This window comes from Bacillus cereus (assembly GCF_025917685.1).
GTDB classification, from domain to species: domain Bacteria; phylum Bacillota; class Bacilli; order Bacillales; family Bacillaceae_G; genus Bacillus_A; species Bacillus_A cereus_AT.
Genome location: NZ_CP089518.1, coordinates 3784696 through 3802338 on the forward strand (window position 1 = coordinate 3784696; position 17643 = coordinate 3802338).

The following is a 17643-nucleotide window of genomic DNA, read 5'->3' on the forward strand; positions in this document are numbered from 1 at the left end:
CCCCTTCGCAAATGATCCCTCTTTACTTTTCAATCTTTAACGTTTGTAAATATGCATTTAATGCATTAATTTGATCATCCGTTAAGTTGCCATATTTACCAGTCATTTTATTACCTGGCTTCATATTTTCAGGATCTTTGAGCCATTTTTTTAAGTTCTCTTCATTGTTTTCGGCAATACCAGCAACTGTATCGCGATCTGCAAAGTTTGCTAGGTTCGGTGCGATACGAGCAGAAGGTGGTCTACTATCATTTGATCCAACCGCATGACAACCAATACAGCTTTTATTAAATATTTCTTGGCCTTCTTGCGCCTTTGTAGAAGCTACTTCTTTTTTTCCATCAATCTTCTTCATATCAGCAAGCCATTTTTTGTACTCGCTTTCATCCAGAGCTTTCACTTTGAATTGCATTAAAGAATGTGATGGGCCACAAAATTCTGTACAAAAACCATTATAAGTGCCCGATTTATCTGCCTTTAACCACATTTTGTTTACATTATCTGTATTTGTATCCATTTTCCCAGCTAAAGATGGAACCCAAAACGAATGTTTAATATCGGCACCCTTCAAATTCAAATACACTTTCTTACCTGTGGGGATGACTAAATCTTGAGAAGTTACTATTTTTTCTGATTTATAAGAAAATTCCCACCAATAAAGATTCGCTGTTACATCAACAACGATAGTATCTTTATCAATATTCTTTTTCTCCATCGCACTTACATCAGCAAGCTTGAATGTATATGTAACCGTCGGAACAGCCAAGATTAACAAAAGAATAATCGGAATAACTGTCCATATAATTTCTAGTTTGTGATTTCCTTCAACTTGCTCTGGAATATAATCTTCCTCACCCTTTTTTTGTCGGAAACGCACAATTACATATAAGAAAATAATAGTAACTACAAGTACTACTCCTATCATGATTGCACTCGCTAGTAAGAGCAAATCATATTGCATTTTCGCTACTTCTCCTTGCGGAATTAAAGTAGATTGAAAGGCTTTACCGCATCCCCCTAACAGTAAAGCCAGCAGTGAAACGAACGAAAGCAGTCGCCACTGTTTCTTCATACAAACAACCCCCACTTTCTTTGTGAATTAGATTGTACTTTATAGTTAAGTAAAGTAAATCTCAACGTAAAGAAATCCAATCATGTCGTTGTCTTAGAAGAATGTAACTACAATCATTGACACAAATAAGATTGTTAAGTAATTCAGGGAATAAACAAACATTTTTACGGACCATTTGATGTCATCTTGCTTACGGAAGCCATAAAACCCTAGTACGATCCATCCGATGTTAAGCAATGTTGCAATTACCATGAATGTTATTCCAAGCCCACTCATATAAAATGGTAGTGGTAATAAACATACTGTCCAAATCATAATCTGACGTTTCGTAATATCAAATCCCTGTACAACAGGAAGCATTGGGATTCCTGCATTTCGATATTCATCAACACGTTTCATCGCTAATGCGAGGAAATGTGGGATTTGCCAAATAAACATAATTAAAAATAACATCCAAGCAATTGGATGATTTAAAGACGGATCAATTGCCGCCCATCCAATTAAAGGTGGAACTGCTCCTGATATACTACCTACAACAGTATTTAATGTATATTTTCTCTTCGTCCATAACGTATATAAAACAACGTATGTGAAGGCACCAATAAATGAGATGAAGACTGCCATTGGTGTAGTAAGTAATAAAAATGCAAATCCAAGTAGTAAAATTACAAGTCCAAATGCCAGTGCAAATCCAGGTTTATATTTACCTGTTACCGTTGGACGATTTTTTGTTCTTTCCATTAATGGATCGATATCTCGGTCAATGTAGTTATTTAAACAACATACCCCTGCCATAATTAATGCAGAACCAACGATTGTGAAAAATAGCTTATCTAGATGGTCCATAACACTTAATCCATTAAAATGTAAAGCCAGCCAAAATCCTGTAAATACAGTAAGTGTATTTGAGTTTACAATCCCCATTTTAACGAGTGCTGATAAATCTTGTAACCGAGTTGTTTCCGGTACACTTGAAACAGCTGACTCATCATGCAGCTCACTTGTTGCATGGTTCATCACTTTAACCCCCTCTTAAACCTATCATCTTTCTTAGCTTTTATTTCATATGAAATATTTCGCTTTATATAGCAATATTATTACAGTAGAAATATTGTTAACCCATTCTACTACTAATCTACGCCCATACTCCAATATATTAAATCATATTTCCCGAACATTTTGTGAAGAAAACATGAACTTTTTGTGTCGAATGTTAAAAAACTTTATTCTACTCTATCCTTATCATAACACGATGTTATCTTCTATAATAAACTATTTTGTCATATTTAGCATGTATTCTCCCTATTTCTTTTTAAAATCTCCTTATTTTCCCCTAAAATATGTATGTTAATCCCCATTTTTTTCTTCGCGATACGTACATTGCCCACACCCTTCATTTCTTTGCTATTTTATTATTTTTTATATATCATAGGACTGTAGCACGTTTTATTCTATACATAATGGAATGAAAATATTTCGCAATAACTTCATAGCAGAAAGATGGTGAAAGAGATTGCAACGCTTTATTAAATGGTTAGCAGTCATTACAAGTCTCGATTTACTAATAGTTTTACTAGGAGGCGCTTTAGTTACAAAAACAGGGTCAGGCCAAGGATGCGGTAAATCATGGCCACTTTGTAACGGTGAATTGATTCCATCTAATTTATCAATGGAAACTATTATTGAGCTAAGTCACCGCCTTACATCAGGATCAGCAGGAATCCTTGTTACTCTTCTTTGTATTTTGTCCTGGAAATATTATAAACATGTGCGCGAAACAAAGACGTTAGCAATTTTATCCTTCGTATTTTTAGTGGCCCAAGCATTAATGGGAGCGGCGGCAGTTGTATGGGGACAAATGCCTGCTGTATTAGCTATCCACTTTGGTATTTCCTTAATTTCATTTGCTTCTGTTATCTTGTTAACGTGTCTTATTTTTGAAATTGATCAAAAATTCGATGCACGTTCTCTTATTATGGACAAAAAAATGAAATTTCATATTTACGGTGTAACAATTTACAGTTATATCGTTGTCTACACAGGAGCTCTAGTACGTCACGAACGAGCTAGCCTAGCCTGTCCAGACTTCCCTTTATGTAGCAAAAATAGACCTATGCCAACCCAACTACATGAGTGGGTTCAAATGGGACATAGAGTTGCAGCGATGTTAATTTTCGCTTGGATACTATATGCGATGATTATCGCTATTCGCCATTACAAGCAGCAACGTGTAGTATACTGGGGATGGATCATTTCATTTATCCTTGTTACACTTCAAGCTGTAGTAGGAGTTTTAGTCGTATTTACAAATGCTAGTTTAGCAATGGCATTATTACATTCACTCTTCATTTCTTGCTTGTTCGCTGTACTATGCTATTTAGTTATGTTAGGTACAAGAAGTACAGTCAATGCAAAAGAAGCTGAATTGACTTCCAAGCAAAATAAAACAAAGTAAAACTTTAATACCTTGCCGAATTGGCAAGGTATTATTTGTAATAAAAAAAGAGCTGCTTTCACACAGCTCTTTTTCTTTATTTTAATGATCTAATTCAATAAGTAAATCTCCCGTTTGAATTGCATCTCCATCATTTACATATACTTTTTTCACTTTACCATTAAATGGCGCTTGAACTGTCGTTTCCATTTTCATCGCTTCTGTAATTGCCATAGAATCGCCTTTTTTCACTTCATCGCCTTCTTTTACAACTACTTTAATAACTGTTCCCGGCATTGTTGCACTAATATGGTTTGGATTTTCACGATTCCCTTTCACACGTTGTGCAACTGTTGCTTTTACACTTTCGTCTTTCACAACAATCTCACGTGGTTGGCCGTTAAATTCCAAGTAAAGCACACGATTTCCATCTGGCTGAGGCTCTCCAATTGATACTAGTTTAACCATCAATGTTTTACCTTGTTCGATTTCCACATCGATTTCTTCACCTAGTCTCATTCCATAGAAGAATGTCGGTGTATCAAGCACAGATACGTTTCCATAAAGCTCAGCAACTTTTTCGTAGTCCATAAATACTTTTGGATACAACGCATATGCGACTACATCAAAAATCGTCACTTCGCGTCCAAGTTTATGGAATAACTCTTCTTGTAAAGCATCGAAATCTACTGGCTCTAATAATTCACCTGGTCTTACTGTTAATGGCTCTTTCCCTTTTAAAATTATTTCTTGTAATTTTTCCGGGAAACCACCATATGGTTGTCCTAAATCTCCCGAGAACATTTCAACAACAGATCCTGGGAAGTCCATAGAATGTCCACGCTCTAAAATATCTTGTTCTGTTAGGTGATTTTGAACCATAAATAATGCCATATCACCGACAACTTTAGATGATGGTGTTACTTTTACAATATCGCCAAACATATCATTAACACGGCGATACATCACTTTAACTTCATCAAAGCGATCTCCTAAGCCAACTGCTTTTGCTTGTTGTTGAAGATTACTATACTGTCCGCCCGGCATTTCATGCATATACACCTCTGTGTGAGGAGCATTCATACCACTTTCAAATGGAGCATAGTATTTTCGTACATCTTCCCAATAATGAGATAGTTTTTCTAATGAGTCTATATTAACATCTGGCTGTCTTTCGTTTCCACCTAACGCATAGTATAGTGTATTCGCACTTGGTTGTGACGTTTGACCAGCCATTGAACTCACCGCTACATCGACAATATCAACACCTGCTTCAATCGCCTTTGTATACGTTAAAATACCATTTCCACTCGTATCGTGTGTATGCAGATGAATTGGAATCGACACCGTCTCTTTTAATGCTGAAACTAAATCATATGCTGCGTTTGGCTTTAGTAAGCCCGCCATATCTTTAATTCCTAAAATGTGAGCTCCTGATGCTTCCAACTCTTTTGCTAAGTTTTTATAATAATTTAAATCGTATTTACTACGTAACGGGTCATGAATATCTCCTGTGTAACACATTGTTGCTTCTGCAATTTTACCAGTATCTCGTACAGCATCAATCGCAACTCTCATACCTTCTACCCAGTTTAAGCTATCAAAAATACGGAACACATCAATTCCAGCTTGAGCAGAACATTCCACAAATTTTTGAATTAAATTATCTGGATAGTTTTTGTAACCTACTGCGTTTGAAGAGCGAAGTAACATTTGGAATAAAACGTTTGGCATTTTTTCACGAAGATCTAGTAATCGTTCCCATGGATCTTCTTTCAAGAAACGATATGCAACATCAAACGTTGCACCGCCCCACATTTCTGCTGAGAATAAGTTTGGTAACATTCTCGCTGTCGGCTCTGCAATGTGATGTAAATCTTTTGTACGAACACGAGTTGCAAGTAATGACTGATGTGCATCACGGAATGTTGTATCAGTTAAAAGTACACGCTTTTGATCTTGTACCCACTTTACTAATCCATCCGCTCCACGCTCATCCAAAATTTGTTTCGTTCCATTTTGGATTGGCTCTGAGTGTATCACATTTGCTATACGAGCATCTGGGAAAATTGGTTTCTCTTTTTTCCCTACTCCTGGGAAGCCATTTACTGTTACTGTACCAATATAATTTAACATTTTTGTTCCACGGTCTTTACGTTTCGGGAACAAGAATAGTTCAGGTGACGCGTCAATAAATGAAGTGTCATATTCTCCTGATAAGAAGTTTTTATGTTTTACTACATTCTCTAGGAATGGAATATTTGTTTTAATACCACGAATACGGAATTCTTTTAAGTTACGTTCCATTTTTGCAGCAGCTTGTTCAAAAGTAAGTGCCCAAGTAGTAACTTTTACAAGTAAAGAATCGTAGTACGGTGTAATAACTGCACCTTGGAAACTATTACCTGTATCAAGACGAACACCAAAACCACCGCCTGATCGGTACGCCATAATTTTCCCTGTATCCGGCATGAAATTATTTAGTGGGTCTTCAGTCGTTACACGAGATTGGATTGCAAATCCGTGCACAACCACTTCCTCTTGCTTAGGAACACCTACCATTTTACTATGTAATGCATGTCCATCAGCTATTAAAATTTGCGATTGAACAATATCCACTCCTGTAATCATCTCTGTAATCGTATGCTCAACTTGAACACGTGGGTTTACTTCAATGAAGTAAAACTCATCACCTTTTACAAGGAATTCTACCGTTCCTGCATTTAAATAGTTTACATTTTTCGTTAACTTAACAGCAGCATCACAAATACGTTGACGCAAATCATCTGAAAGCGACACGCTTGGTGCAATTTCAACTACTTTTTGATGGCGACGTTGCACAGAACAGTCACGCTCGAATAAATGAACAACATTACCTTCTTCATCTGCCAAAATTTGTACTTCTATATGTTTAGGTTTTTCAACGAATTTTTCAACGTATACTTCATCATTACCAAAGGCTGCTTTTGCTTCTGATTTCGCGCGATTATACGATTCTCTTAACTCTTCACTAGCACGTACTATACGCATACCGCGACCACCACCGCCAAGCGATGCTTTAATAATAATCGGGTAATCATACTTTTCAGCAAATTCTGCGACTTCTTCTAATGAATTTATTGGACCATCACTACCAGGAATAACTGGAATTTGTGCTAACTGCGCTTGTGTTCTTGCTTTAACTTTATCTCCAAACATATCTAAGTGCTTACTTTTTGGACCGATAAAGATAATTCCTTCTTCTTCACAACGTTTTGCGAATTGAATATTTTCTGACAAGAAACCATATCCAGGGTGGATTGCATCTACATGATTACTTTTCGCAATCTCAATAATGCCTTCAATATCTAGATAAGCATCAATTGGTTTTTTCCCTTCCCCAACTAAATAGGACTCATCGGCTTTATAGCGATGATAAGAACCGCTATCCTCTTTCGAATAAATTGCAACTGTGTTTAATCCAAGTTCTGAACATGCTCGGAACACACGAATCGCTATCTCTCCACGGTTAGCTACCAATACTTTTTGAATACGTTGCAGCTTTGTCATGATTTTCCCCCTCTATTTTCCTACCACTCTAGAGATAAAATACATACACACTCTAAAGAGCGTGAAGTTCTTCACTTTCTACATTATATTATACTTAGAAAGCTTCACTTTATTTTTATCCATCATACCTTATTTTTCAACAAATGATAAGTTTTCTGATCAATTTGTTTCACAAAAATAGTATAGCATACCTCTTCCTTTTCTAACAACCTTATTGTATATCACATTATTTTTAATGTGATATACCTTTAATCGATATGACGAAATAGTATATCACATTAAAAATGAACGAAATAAAAAGCACACTGAGTTCTTCATCCCAGTGTGCTTTTTATTTTACAACAACAAGATGTGGTCCACCTTGCCCTATTTCTGTATTCATTTCATTCTGTAGTTTCTCTTGTCGTTTTACATGACTAGCAATATTTAACAGTATACCCATTGCAAGCAGATTAGCTAATAAAGAACTACCACCATAACTTACAAACGGTAATGGTACCCCTGTAAGTGGTATTAACCCAGACATACCACCGACATTAATAAAAGTTTGAACTCCAAACAAACTTGCAATTCCAATTGCAATTAAACTTCCAAACGGATCTTTACACTTTTGTGCAATTCTAAATGAACGAATAATAATGAGTAGTAAACAGATCAAAATGACAGCTATACCTATAAAACCAAGCTCTTCAGATATAATTGCCATAATAAAATCTGTTTGCGGTTCTGGTAAGTATCCATATTTTTGTACACTGTTTCCTAATCCTCGACCATTTAGCCCTCCTGAAGCAATTCCAATAAAAGAATTTATTAATTGAAACCCATCATTCTGAGGATCGTTAAATGGATCAAGAAAAACTGAAAAGCGAGCTTTTTGGTATGGACTTAACTTATAATTCCCAATAAAATATAGCGCTGGAATCCATATTATAGACGTTAAGAGGAATCGCTTTATACTTAAATTAACATTAACTCCTGAACAAAAGAACATAATCAGTACAGTTCCACCTATTAGTATATCGGTCCCTAAGTCATTTTGAAGTAAAATTAATCCCATCGATCCACCGACAACAGCTAGAGGAGGAATTATCCCTTGTACAAAAGGTGTTTGCGTTTCTTGTTTCTTAGCAAAAAAGTTTGCTAACGTAATAATAACCGTTATTTTCACAAACTCAGCTGGTTGTATACCTAATATCCATCCTTTTGCACCATTTACGTCCTTACCGAAAATCAAGGCTGCTAATAATAGACCAATACTCCCTATTCCCATTGCAATCAAAGCTATTCGCTTTCTCCACAACTTATAAGGAATAGCAACGATAATCGCTAACATTATCGTTCCAATAGCTAGAGCAATTAATTGTTTTTTAAAAAAGTAATTTGCTGGCCAGTTATGCCTCGAAATCGCAACAATGGAACTAGAACTATATACCATTATAACTCCCAACACACATAAGATAACAAGAGGAAGTAATAATGAATAATCCATTGATTTCCATACTTTTTTCATTTCATTTCCTCTTTCTGTTTCAATTTAATTATTGTTGTATTCCATATGTATATAGGTTCTTCCTGCTTTATTATACAAATAAAAAGCCCAAACTATTTCAGTTTGAGCCCCCTTATTTGAACCCGTTATTGTTGTTTGTTTGTAAATGCTTCATGAAGTGCAGACAACTCACGTTCGAGCTCTCCTAACATTGCTTTCCCTTGTTCTTCTGCAATAAGACCAAGGCGAACCGCAAAATCGACCTCGCGGGATAGTCCAAACATTTGTGTGTCTAAAACTTCTTCATATAATGGACATTGCGGCATTGTAAGATTGTCCATTTGTACCTTAATAAGTCTTAAAATCTTCTCTGCATCCGCTTGTAGAAGGGCTAGTGCCTTTTCCTGATGATTTGATACTGTCTCAGACGCCAAATTGATTCCCTCCGTTTCCGTCCTACTCTCTCATATCTATTAATATTAGCGATAGTTTTAATAAATTGCAATAGAAACATTTTTTGTGACAACAGTGTCTAATACTATTATACTGAAAAGTGGGAGTATAACACAAATGGGGGAACAACAATGAGCGAAATTTTATTTATTAACGGAAAAGTACGTTTTCCAATCACTATCGATCCAACTGTTTGGATTTTTGATGATCGAAAATTAGATTTGACAACTTACTTTGATGAAACTAGAGAAGAATCATCCGAATTAGAAACATACTTAAAACATACTTCAGAGCATTGGGATCGCGAAATCCGTGATGGCGCTGCCTTCCCGCCAATCCAACAAAGCGTAAAGAAATATAAAAAAGAACAGCTTATTAACGGAACATTTGGCATACCACTTCAGCCATTTCTTAAAAATGCTGAAATTTTAGAATGTGCTACTCAAGTCGAAATTGAAACTACAGACAATTTGATTACACTTCCGTTAGAAACAGCCAATCAAGCAATTCTCGGTTTTTCAAAAGAAGGTAAACCATTAAGAGAAGACGGGCCTGTTCATCTATATTTCCACGATGGATCTAATAGACAAAATCCGATTCGTAACATCCGTAAATTTACTATCATTTAAATTGTATAATTAAAAGGCAAAAAAGGAGTGAGCTGAGGCCCACTCCTTTTTATAATAAATCCGCTGCTAGTTGAGCTAAATTAGAACGCTCTCCTTTAACAAACTTTACATGACCACTAATACGTTGCTCTTTAAACTTCTCTACAACATATGTTAAGCCATTATTATATTCATCTAAATACGGGTGATCAATTTGCTGAGGATCTCCCATTAATACAATCTTACTTTTTTCGCCTACTCTTGTTAATATCGTCTTTACTTCATGCTTCGTTAAATTTTGTGCCTCATCAATTATAATGAACTGGTCTGGAATACTTCTCCCACGTATATAGGTAAGCGCCTCTACTTCAATCGAACCCATTCCAGCTAAAATAGCATCTAGCTCTCCAGGCTTTTTCGTATTAAATAAATACTCTAGATTATCAAAGATCGGCTGCATCCACGGTCTTAATTTTTCTTCTTTTTCTCCTGGTAAATAACCGATATCTTTTCCTACTGGAACGATTGGTCTCGCAACAAGTAGCTTTTTATATAACCCTAAATCTTCCGTTTGCATGAGCCCCGAAGCTAATGCAAGTAACGTTTTTCCTGTACCGGCTTTCCCTGTTAACGTTACGAGCGGGATATCTTCCCGAAGCAACAATTCTAATCCCATAATTTGCTGCACGTTTCGTGGGCGTATCCCCCACACTTGCTCATTGTGAAAAATAAGTTTCTTTACCTTCTTACCTAAATGATCCACAATCCCAAGTGCAGAACTAGAGCCCCCTAGCGCATCTTTCATTACAACAAACTGATTTGGATAAAAAGGATGATTTGCGATTTCAGATAAAGGTAGTTCACCTTTTTCATAAAAATAGTCTAACTGTTCTTTTGATATATATCCTTCTAAAAACCCTGAATATATATTTTCCACTTCAATTACTCGATCACTTAAATAATCTTCAGCCTTCAAACCAATTGCATCAGCTTTTACCCTTACGAGCACGTCTTTACTTACTAAAATAACAGACTTCCCGTCCTCTTTTTCTTGTTCTTCTAAAGATAGGTTTTTCGCTACCGCTAAAATTCGATTATCATTTGTTTTTTCTACAAAAATATCTTGCAGTTGAACAAATGAGCGATGATTTAATTCAATACGAAATGTACCGCCGTTTTCTAACGGAATACTTTCATGCAGCTTTCCTATTTCGCGAAATTTATCTATTAACTTAGACACATAACGAGCATTTCGTCCTACTTCATCCATATAACGTTTTTTCGAGTCAACCTCTTCTAATACAACTGCTGGAATCACTACTTCATTTGTTTCAAATGAAAAAATAGATAAAGGATCCTGCAAAAGTACATTCGTATCTAACACATAAATTTTATCCAACCTGTTACCCCCTGACTCCACTTTTAAATTTGTAGAACAAGGGTTTCATCCATAAAATATGGACGAACCATTGTTATAATTATATGTAACGTATAAACGAGGTAGAATCGAAATTCATAGAAATTAAACCTTTTCTTTATTTTTTATTCATTTCTATTCAATATATTACTTTTAATTATTATTTTTCACATTAAATCTCAATACTCGATTACAAAAGTTAATGAACGACTTTCCTATTCATCCCATTTATAACTCTTTCATTCCTACCAACACTTGATTATCCAGCTTTTTCGCAGCTCGAAGATCATATGTTTTTTCATATACTGGTTCTGTAGTAAGTTTGGCTCCATAAAACATAACATCACGAACTTCTTGCACATTCACTTCTATTACAGTTAATTTTAGAGGAATCCCTTCCATTCTATCTGTTAAAATTTCACCTTCACCACATATGGAAAATACGGATTCATTCGCCAATATAGTCAATACTACCCCTATATTGCGCCGTATATTTTCCACAATACGTGAGCGTTGATCTACCGCAAATCGAATACTAGTTTCACTCACTGCATATACCCAAGAAATAGCACTTACGTTAGGAATTTGTTTTTCGAAATCTGTCGTTGCTACCATAACGATACACTCTTTACGTAACGATTGTACTAAATCATCTGTCAATGTAGGCTCTACTACATTCGCCATATCTCCACCTCCAAATAATCTTTCTATATCCCTATCATAACTTATTTTTCGAATTGCGAAAATATTATTTTTTCCTGCTATTATTCAAAAACATTATGCTTCCATGATATACTTATACTGATAGAATTCGTATTGAGGTGACGAAATGAGAGTCAGATGTATGATTTGTGATAAAAAAGATGTGTTAGATGACGAAAATCCTATGGCAAAAAAACTGCGTAATCGCCCTATTCATACATATATGTGCATGGAATGTACGGAACGCATTGCAGAGCGTACTATGGAACGCCATGCAAGTGGTAATTTCCGATTATATCGTGATAAAAAAGTAGAAGACGATTGGTAAACCGTAAATAAGTCCTTAATCATATAGATAAGGACTTATTTGTATTTTTCTGGTTCACGATTCATCTGATCCAAAAAACAATCAATTGCTTCTACTGGAAATCTTGCACACCTTATTTCTCCATCAATTTCATATGTAATTAAATACATTTCCTCGTTCTTTTCCACTTCTACATTTCGTAATTTATGCTCTTCATATATCATATCTCGAAATAATACATATGTTTCTTGTGCAGCGCTATCATCTGGACGCGCTTCCGCAACAGTTTTAATTGTTAACCAATTATATAGTGCATCTTGTACCGAGCGCATGAAGCTCCCCCTTTTCACCCTGCTTTTTGTTGTTTCGCTTGATGTAAACGTAATCTATAAATTCCAAGTACAATTGCCGCTACAACAAGCCCCTCCCCCACAGGTAAAAAAACTGCAAAGAACGTTAAAACCGTACATCCAATCGCTAATGATATGTATATCACTATATTTTTTATTATCGACAGTTTTCTTGCGAATCCCAAGTTATACACAAGCGCACTTAATATGATAATGATGCCATACAGTAACCACATCCCTAGTTCTGGATTTTCGTCAACTTTACACAATTTCGCAAAAAACGACATTCTTTCTAACACTATTTATCCCCCTCCTCATAAAAAATAAAAACTCTTTATGTACTTAATACAAGAGTAACCCGCGAAAAAAATACTGTCCACAAAAAAAGAGTAAATATTCCAAAAAATATACATAATAAAAAACAGCTACCTTTATCAAAGGTAGCTGTTTTATTATTTTACGCTTCTACAGATTTCTTTTTCTTAGCAGCTCTTTCGCGCTCGCTCTTATCAAGAATCTTTTTACGTAGACGAATTGATTCTGGAGTTACTTCACAGTACTCGTCTTCGTTTAAGTACTCTAATGACTCTTCTAAAGTCATTAAGCGTGGTTTTTTCATTGTTGAAGTTTGATCTTTCGTCGCAGAACGAATGTTAGTTTGTTGTTTCATTTTTACAACGTTAACTGTTAAATCATTTTCACGTGTATGTTCTCCGACAATCATACCAGCATATACTTCTGTACCTGGTTCAACGAAGATTACACCGCGATCTTCAACTTGCATAATACCGTATTGTGATGCTTTTCCTGTTTCAAGTGAAACTAGAACACCTTGGCGACGTCCACCAACTTGTCCAGCATGTACTGGTTGGTAGCAATCGAATGTGTGGTTTAAAATACCGTAACCACGAGTTAATGTTAAGAATTCTGTTGTGTAACCAATTAAACCACGTGCTGGAACCATGAAAGTAAGGCGAACTTGACCGTTTCCGTTATTCACCATATCTAACATTTCACCTTTACGTGCACCCATAGATTCCATAATAGAACCTGTGTATTCTTCAGGTACATCGATTTGTACGCGCTCTACAGGCTCACATCTTACGCCATCAACTTCTTTAATAATTACTTCAGGCTTAGATACTTGTAGTTCATAACCTTCACGACGCATGTTTTCAATTAAGATAGATAAATGTAATTCTCCGCGTCCAGATACGATCCATGCATCAGGAGAATCTGTATTATCTACACGCAAACTTACATCTGTTTCTAATTGTGAACGAAGACGCTCTTCAATTTTACGAGATGTAATGAATTTACCTTCACGACCTGCAAATGGGCTGTTATTTACAAGGAATGTCATTTGTAATGTTGGCTCATCGATACGTAATAATGGTAAAGCCTCTTCATGCTCAACCGGACATACCGTTTCACCTACGTTAATGTCTTCCATACCTGAAACAGCTACTAAATCTCCAGCTTTTGCTTCTTCAATTTCTTGACGCTTTAATCCAATATAACCAAATAATTTAGTTACACGGAATTGTTTTACACTTCCGTCAACCTTCATTAATGCAACTTGTTGTCCTACTTTCATTGTACCACGGAATATACGTCCAACCCCGATACGACCAACATAGTCATTGTAATCAAGAAGCGCTACTTGGAATTGAAGTGGCTCTTCGCTATTATCAACTGGTGCTGGAATATGTTCAATGATTGTGTCAAACAATGATTTCATATTCTCTTCTTGATTTGCTGGATTTGAATCTAAGCTTGCTGTTCCGTTCATTGCTGATGCAAATACAACTGGGAACTCTAATTGATCTTCGTTTGCACCAAGTTCGATGAATAAGTCAACTACTTCATCAACTACTTCATCAGGGCGAGCGAAGTCACGGTCAATTTTGTTTACAACAACGATTGGCGTTAAGTTTTGCTCAAGAGCTTTCTTTAAAACAAATCGTGTTTGTGGCATACAACCTTCATATGCATCAACAACAAGTAGAACACCATCAACCATTTTCATGATACGTTCTACTTCTCCACCGAAGTCAGCGTGACCAGGTGTATCTAAAATGTTAATTCGTTTATCTTCATAGTGAATCGCCGTATTTTTTGCTAAAATTGTAATACCACGTTCTCTTTCTAGATCATTCGAATCCATTGCACGTTCTTCAACGTGTTCGTTTGCACGGAAAGTCCCCGCTTGACGTAATAACTGGTCAACAAGTGTTGTTTTACCATGGTCAACGTGGGCAATAATTGCTATATTTCGTAAATCTTGTCGTTTTTTCAACATGTCCAACTCCTAATGTCTTTTTAATCCTTCTCTATTATAAGAGCGAAGGGGATACTATGGCAATCAAAATAAAATCAAGAATGAAAATATAGTTGTATTCTTACTTTTGTGAAAGTAAAATGAGATTGGAGGGTGAAGAAATGGAACACATTCAATATCGCTTTTTATTAACTGCAATTATCGGTGTTATTTTCTTAATTGGTATCGGTATTATGATTGCTGAAAATAGTCCCATCGGTGTTATCATTTGCATTATCGGCACATTTGTTACAGTTGGATACGGTTTTGTAACAAAAAGAAAAATGCGTAAATCGCAATAACGTTAAAAAGTAAGAAGCTTCTTTTATAGCCTCTTACTTTTTTTGTTACTGCGATACAAATGGTAATAACTCTTCGTATACTCCTGGTTTTGCAACTAACACACTGCTCTTCTCTATGATAGAAAGAGGAGTTCCAGAGAAGGTTGTTACTCTCCCGCCAACTTCTTCTACAATAATCTGTCCCCCGCCAAAGTCCCATGGCGATAAACGCGGTGTTACATACGCATCTAATCTTCCCGTTGCAACATATACCATTTCTAGCGCAGCACAACCATAAGACCTCGTTCCTCTTGCTTTCTTAACAAGCCTCATCATTTTTTTCGTATTCAGCAATGGATTATCAGTAAGCCATATCGCATTTAGAGCTATAATTCCCTGTTCTATTGTTCCTTCTTCTAGCATGGGAATAGGTAAATCATTACAAAAGGCCCCTTCTCCCTTTATCCCATGATATAATTCATCATGAACTGGATCATAAATAAGGCCAATTTTTCCGATACCGTTCTCATAAATTCCAATTGAGATTGCGAAATTTCTTTTTTGGTGAACAAAGTTCATCGTGCCGTCAATTGGATCAATTAACCAAACAACCCCATTAGAAGAAGTGATTTCATCTCCATAGCCTTCTTCTCCTAAAATATTATGGGCCGGGAATGTTTCTTTAATTCTCCCAATTAAAAACCGCTCCGTCTCTCGATCCATGTTTGTTACTAAATCCGCTGCATTAGATTTTGTTTCTATAATAAGTGCTTTTTTCAGCGATCCCATTAAACGTTCTCCCGCTTCTCGAATCCACTGTTTTGCGTGTGTATCAATATCTTTCCATATCTCGTGCATGTTTAAACACTCCGATCTATACTGTTCACAGAAAAAACGAACCCTTTATAAGGTTCGCACCAACTAATTTTTTATTCATATACTATTATTACGCTTCTAAACGAATCATTTCAAGTCTTAACACTTCTAATTTTTCTACGCACTCTTCTTTTTTCTGTTTGTCATTCTCCATCATTGCATCATATAAAGTTGCTAATTCATAATCTAGCTCCAAACGTAGCACCGGAATTCTTTTTTCAGCATCTGTTCTCTTTAACGCATTAATCACCTGTCTCATATTATTTGCCTCCTCCCAATATTCGTTTGCCCTCGGACTAGAATTGATTCAATTTTCTGATTTTTTGTTTTATACTATACTATGTTGGATAAATCATCTATGCAACAAAATTATATTTTTTTATTAAAATTTTTTTGTGCTGTTTTTTTTATGAATAGTACAAGCTATGCTAAAATAAAACAAAATAGGAGTTGGAGGAACAATCATGCCACTACAAACATTCACATCAACTGATTTTGAAGTTTTTACTGTTGATGGTCTTGAAGAACGAATGAGCGCAATTAAAACGAATATTCATCCTAAGCTAGAAGCTTTAGGGGAACAGTTTGCAGAATACTTATCAAAACAAACCGATGAAAACTTTTTCTACCATGTAGCCAAACACGCACGCCGCAAAGTCAATCCACCAAACGATACTTGGGTTGCTTTTTCAACAAATAAACGTGGATATAAAATGTTACCACATTTTCAAATTGGTTTATGGGGTACTCACGCTTTCATATACTTTGGTTTAATCTATGAGTGTCCACAAAAAGTGGAGACGGCTCACGCCTTCTTAGAACATTTAAATGATTTAAAAACGAATATTCCAAATGACTTCGTTTGGTCCATTGACCATACTAAACCAGGTGTAAAATTACATAAAACGCTTGAAACGGAAGACTTACAAAAGATGATTGAACGTTTAGCTACTGTGAAAAAAGCAGAATTATTAGTTGGTATTCATATATCACCAGAGGAGTTTTCAGCAATGACCAACGAACAATTCCTTGCTAAGATTGAATCTACGATGCAATCACTCCTTCCTTTATATGCGATCTCTAATCGATAAATCGATAGTAGAAAACGGACAATTTATATTGTCCGTTTTTAGTTGTTATCACATTATAGCACTTTGTATTTTATTTTTCAAAATATTTTTACATTTTTACAATCTTTTTTTCCGCTACTTCTTTTGTCTTTTGAATCGCACGATATATAGAATATCCACTTACTTCTTGAAATTCTTTATCAATTTTTTTCTCCGCTGCCTTCGATGGCACAATCTCTTTAAAACGACGATATAATTCCATCAAGTCTTCTCTCAAAACTCCTTTTTCATATACCTTTTCAATCGCTTCATAAAACTTTACAACTGCTACCATTTCTTCATTTGACCAATCGTAATCAAGTGGATATTGATATTCCATTTTTGCACCTCATTCAGTATTCTTTCTTTTTTCATTATGCTACCTTTAAAAGAACCTTTTATTCTTCACTATAGCCACTCTGCATTATACACCATTTATCCATTTCAATGGAATTGTCTTCCTCTTTGCGGTATTTAAAATATAACCATTAAACATACTCACCTTGAAAATGAGATTTTTCTATACATCTATAATTATTGGTGATATAATGCTTTTGTTTTATAGAAAGTAAAGTGAGACTACCATCCCCAAAAAAGCTTTTGTGAATGGCAGGAAAACAAGTCACGTTCTAAAAGTTAGTCATCTTAAATTCCTTTTAGAATGAGATGAAATCAT

The 17643-nt window shown here is 35.6% G+C and carries 18 protein-coding genes; 5 read left to right on the forward strand and 13 right to left on the reverse strand.

The features are described from left to right. Positions 1-22: 22 nt before the first annotated feature. Both coxB and ctaB read right to left on the reverse strand, forming a co-directional pair. Positions 23-1072 (reverse strand): cytochrome c oxidase subunit II, encoded by a 1050-nt coding sequence (coxB, locus tag LUS72_RS19530; protein ID WP_071746861.1) that lies wholly within the window; start codon positions 1070-1072, stop codon positions 23-25. A gap of 93 nt (positions 1073-1165) precedes the next feature. After that, positions 1166-2089, reverse strand: a complete 924-nt coding sequence (gene ctaB, locus LUS72_RS19535) for a protoheme IX farnesyltransferase (protein ID WP_071746862.1) — start codon at positions 2087-2089, stop codon at positions 1166-1168. Positions 2090-2585: 496 nt separating this feature from the next. Between ctaB and ctaA the strand changes: the two genes are divergently transcribed. Next, positions 2586-3527, forward strand: a complete 942-nt coding sequence (gene ctaA, locus LUS72_RS19540; protein WP_097830887.1) for a heme A synthase — start codon at positions 2586-2588, stop codon at positions 3525-3527. Between the two features lie 81 nt (positions 3528-3608). On the opposite strand, the gene pyc is transcribed toward ctaA, so the two are convergent. The 3 genes from pyc to LUS72_RS19555 form a co-directional block, all read right to left on the reverse strand. After that, positions 3609-7055 (reverse strand): pyruvate carboxylase, encoded by a 3447-nt coding sequence (gene pyc, locus LUS72_RS19545; protein WP_264448054.1) that lies wholly within the window; start codon positions 7053-7055, stop codon positions 3609-3611. A 331-nt stretch (positions 7056-7386) separates the two neighbouring features. Then, complete coding sequence (gene ftsW, locus LUS72_RS19550; RefSeq protein ID WP_097830885.1) at positions 7387-8565, reverse strand: putative lipid II flippase FtsW; 1179 nt, start codon at positions 8563-8565, stop codon at positions 7387-7389. 125 nt (positions 8566-8690) lie between these two features. After that, positions 8691-8978 (reverse strand): Fpa/YlaN family protein, encoded by a 288-nt coding sequence (locus LUS72_RS19555; RefSeq protein WP_000135698.1) that lies wholly within the window; start codon positions 8976-8978, stop codon positions 8691-8693. A gap of 150 nt (positions 8979-9128) precedes the next feature. On the opposite strand from LUS72_RS19555, the gene LUS72_RS19560 reads away from it, so the two are divergent. Beyond that, on the forward strand, positions 9129-9626 hold the full coding sequence (locus LUS72_RS19560) for a hypothetical protein (RefSeq protein ID WP_097830884.1): 498 nt from the start codon (positions 9129-9131) through the stop codon (positions 9624-9626). A gap of 49 nt (positions 9627-9675) precedes the next feature. Here the strand turns inward: LUS72_RS19560 and LUS72_RS19565 are convergent, their stop codons facing one another. Beyond that, on the reverse strand, positions 9676-11004 hold the full coding sequence (locus LUS72_RS19565; protein ID WP_000358083.1) for a PhoH family protein: 1329 nt from the start codon (positions 11002-11004) through the stop codon (positions 9676-9678). A gap of 246 nt (positions 11005-11250) precedes the next feature. Further along, on the reverse strand, positions 11251-11706 hold the full coding sequence (locus LUS72_RS19570) for a pyridoxamine 5'-phosphate oxidase family protein (RefSeq protein ID WP_097830883.1): 456 nt from the start codon (positions 11704-11706) through the stop codon (positions 11251-11253). Positions 11707-11851: 145 nt separating this feature from the next. Here LUS72_RS19570 and LUS72_RS19575 point away from each other — a divergent pair, with 145 nt between their 5' ends. After that, positions 11852-12052: a YlaI family protein gene (locus LUS72_RS19575; protein WP_264448060.1), complete on the forward strand. Its 201-nt coding sequence runs from the start codon at positions 11852-11854 to the stop codon at positions 12050-12052. Positions 12053-12087: 35 nt separating this feature from the next. Here the strand turns inward: LUS72_RS19575 and LUS72_RS19580 are convergent, their stop codons facing one another. From LUS72_RS19580 to typA, 3 genes are all read right to left on the reverse strand, one after another. After that, positions 12088-12363, reverse strand: coding sequence for a hypothetical protein (locus tag LUS72_RS19580; RefSeq protein WP_097830882.1), 276 nt, complete (start codon positions 12361-12363; stop codon positions 12088-12090). 14 nt (positions 12364-12377) lie between these two features. Beyond that, positions 12378-12680: a YlaH-like family protein gene (locus LUS72_RS19585; protein ID WP_097830881.1), complete on the reverse strand. Its 303-nt coding sequence runs from the start codon at positions 12678-12680 to the stop codon at positions 12378-12380. A 158-nt stretch (positions 12681-12838) separates the two neighbouring features. Beyond that, the gene (gene typA / locus LUS72_RS19590) at positions 12839-14683 is read right to left on the reverse strand and encodes a translational GTPase TypA (RefSeq protein WP_071746870.1); all 1845 of its coding nucleotides are present in this window, start codon (positions 14681-14683) and stop codon (positions 12839-12841) included. Positions 14684-14823: 140 nt separating this feature from the next. Here typA and LUS72_RS19595 point away from each other — a divergent pair, with 140 nt between their 5' ends. Further along, on the forward strand, positions 14824-15003 hold the full coding sequence (locus LUS72_RS19595) for a DUF5325 family protein (RefSeq protein ID WP_071746871.1): 180 nt from the start codon (positions 14824-14826) through the stop codon (positions 15001-15003). A gap of 45 nt (positions 15004-15048) precedes the next feature. Here the strand turns inward: LUS72_RS19595 and LUS72_RS19600 are convergent, their stop codons facing one another. After that, positions 15049-15840 (reverse strand): inositol monophosphatase family protein, encoded by a 792-nt coding sequence (locus LUS72_RS19600; RefSeq protein WP_097830880.1) that lies wholly within the window; start codon positions 15838-15840, stop codon positions 15049-15051. Between the two features lie 88 nt (positions 15841-15928). Next, entirely contained in the window at positions 15929-16117 is a 189-nt protein-coding gene (locus LUS72_RS19605; protein WP_001250167.1) for a hypothetical protein, read from the reverse strand. A 205-nt stretch (positions 16118-16322) separates the two neighbouring features. On the opposite strand from LUS72_RS19605, the gene LUS72_RS19610 reads away from it, so the two are divergent. Continuing rightward, positions 16323-16949 carry a YktB family protein gene (locus tag LUS72_RS19610; protein ID WP_071746873.1) on the forward strand — a complete coding sequence of 209 codons (627 nt, stop codon included), beginning with the start codon at positions 16323-16325 and terminating at the stop codon, positions 16947-16949. 88 nt (positions 16950-17037) lie between these two features. Here the strand turns inward: LUS72_RS19610 and LUS72_RS19615 are convergent, their stop codons facing one another. Then, a complete protein-coding gene (locus LUS72_RS19615) occupies positions 17038-17307 on the reverse strand; it encodes a UPF0223 family protein (RefSeq protein WP_097830879.1) in 270 nt (89 codons plus the stop codon). Positions 17308-17643 lie beyond the last annotated feature (336 nt).

Coding starts and splice junctions, on each gene's coding strand:
- coxB (WP_071746861.1), bottom strand. CDS start 1,072: ATGAAGAAACAGTGGCGACTGCTTTCGTTCGTTTCACTGCTGGCTTTA.
- ctaB (WP_071746862.1), bottom strand. CDS start 2,089: ATGAACCATGCAACAAGTGAGCTGCATGATGAGTCAGCTGTTTCAAGT.
- pyc (WP_264448054.1), bottom strand. CDS start 7,055: ATGACAAAGCTGCAACGTATTCAAAAAGTATTGGTAGCTAACCGTGGA.
- ftsW (WP_097830885.1), bottom strand. CDS start 8,565: ATGAAAAAAGTATGGAAATCAATGGATTATTCATTATTACTTCCTCTT.
- LUS72_RS19560 (WP_097830884.1), top strand. CDS start 9,129: ATGAGCGAAATTTTATTTATTAACGGAAAAGTACGTTTTCCAATCACT.
- LUS72_RS19570 (WP_097830883.1), bottom strand. CDS start 11,706: ATGGCGAATGTAGTAGAGCCTACATTGACAGATGATTTAGTACAATCG.
- LUS72_RS19575 (WP_264448060.1), top strand. CDS start 11,852: ATGAGAGTCAGATGTATGATTTGTGATAAAAAAGATGTGTTAGATGAC.
- LUS72_RS19580 (WP_097830882.1), bottom strand. CDS start 12,363: ATGCGCTCGGTACAAGATGCACTATATAATTGGTTAACAATTAAAACT.
- typA (WP_071746870.1), bottom strand. CDS start 14,683: ATGTTGAAAAAACGACAAGATTTACGAAATATAGCAATTATTGCCCAC.
- LUS72_RS19595 (WP_071746871.1), top strand. CDS start 14,824: ATGGAACACATTCAATATCGCTTTTTATTAACTGCAATTATCGGTGTT.
- LUS72_RS19600 (WP_097830880.1), bottom strand. CDS start 15,840: ATGCACGAGATATGGAAAGATATTGATACACACGCAAAACAGTGGATT.
- LUS72_RS19605 (WP_001250167.1), bottom strand. CDS start 16,117: ATGAGACAGGTGATTAATGCGTTAAAGAGAACAGATGCTGAAAAAAGA.
- LUS72_RS19610 (WP_071746873.1), top strand. CDS start 16,323: ATGCCACTACAAACATTCACATCAACTGATTTTGAAGTTTTTACTGTT.
- LUS72_RS19615 (WP_097830879.1), bottom strand. CDS start 17,307: ATGGAATATCAATATCCACTTGATTACGATTGGTCAAATGAAGAAATG.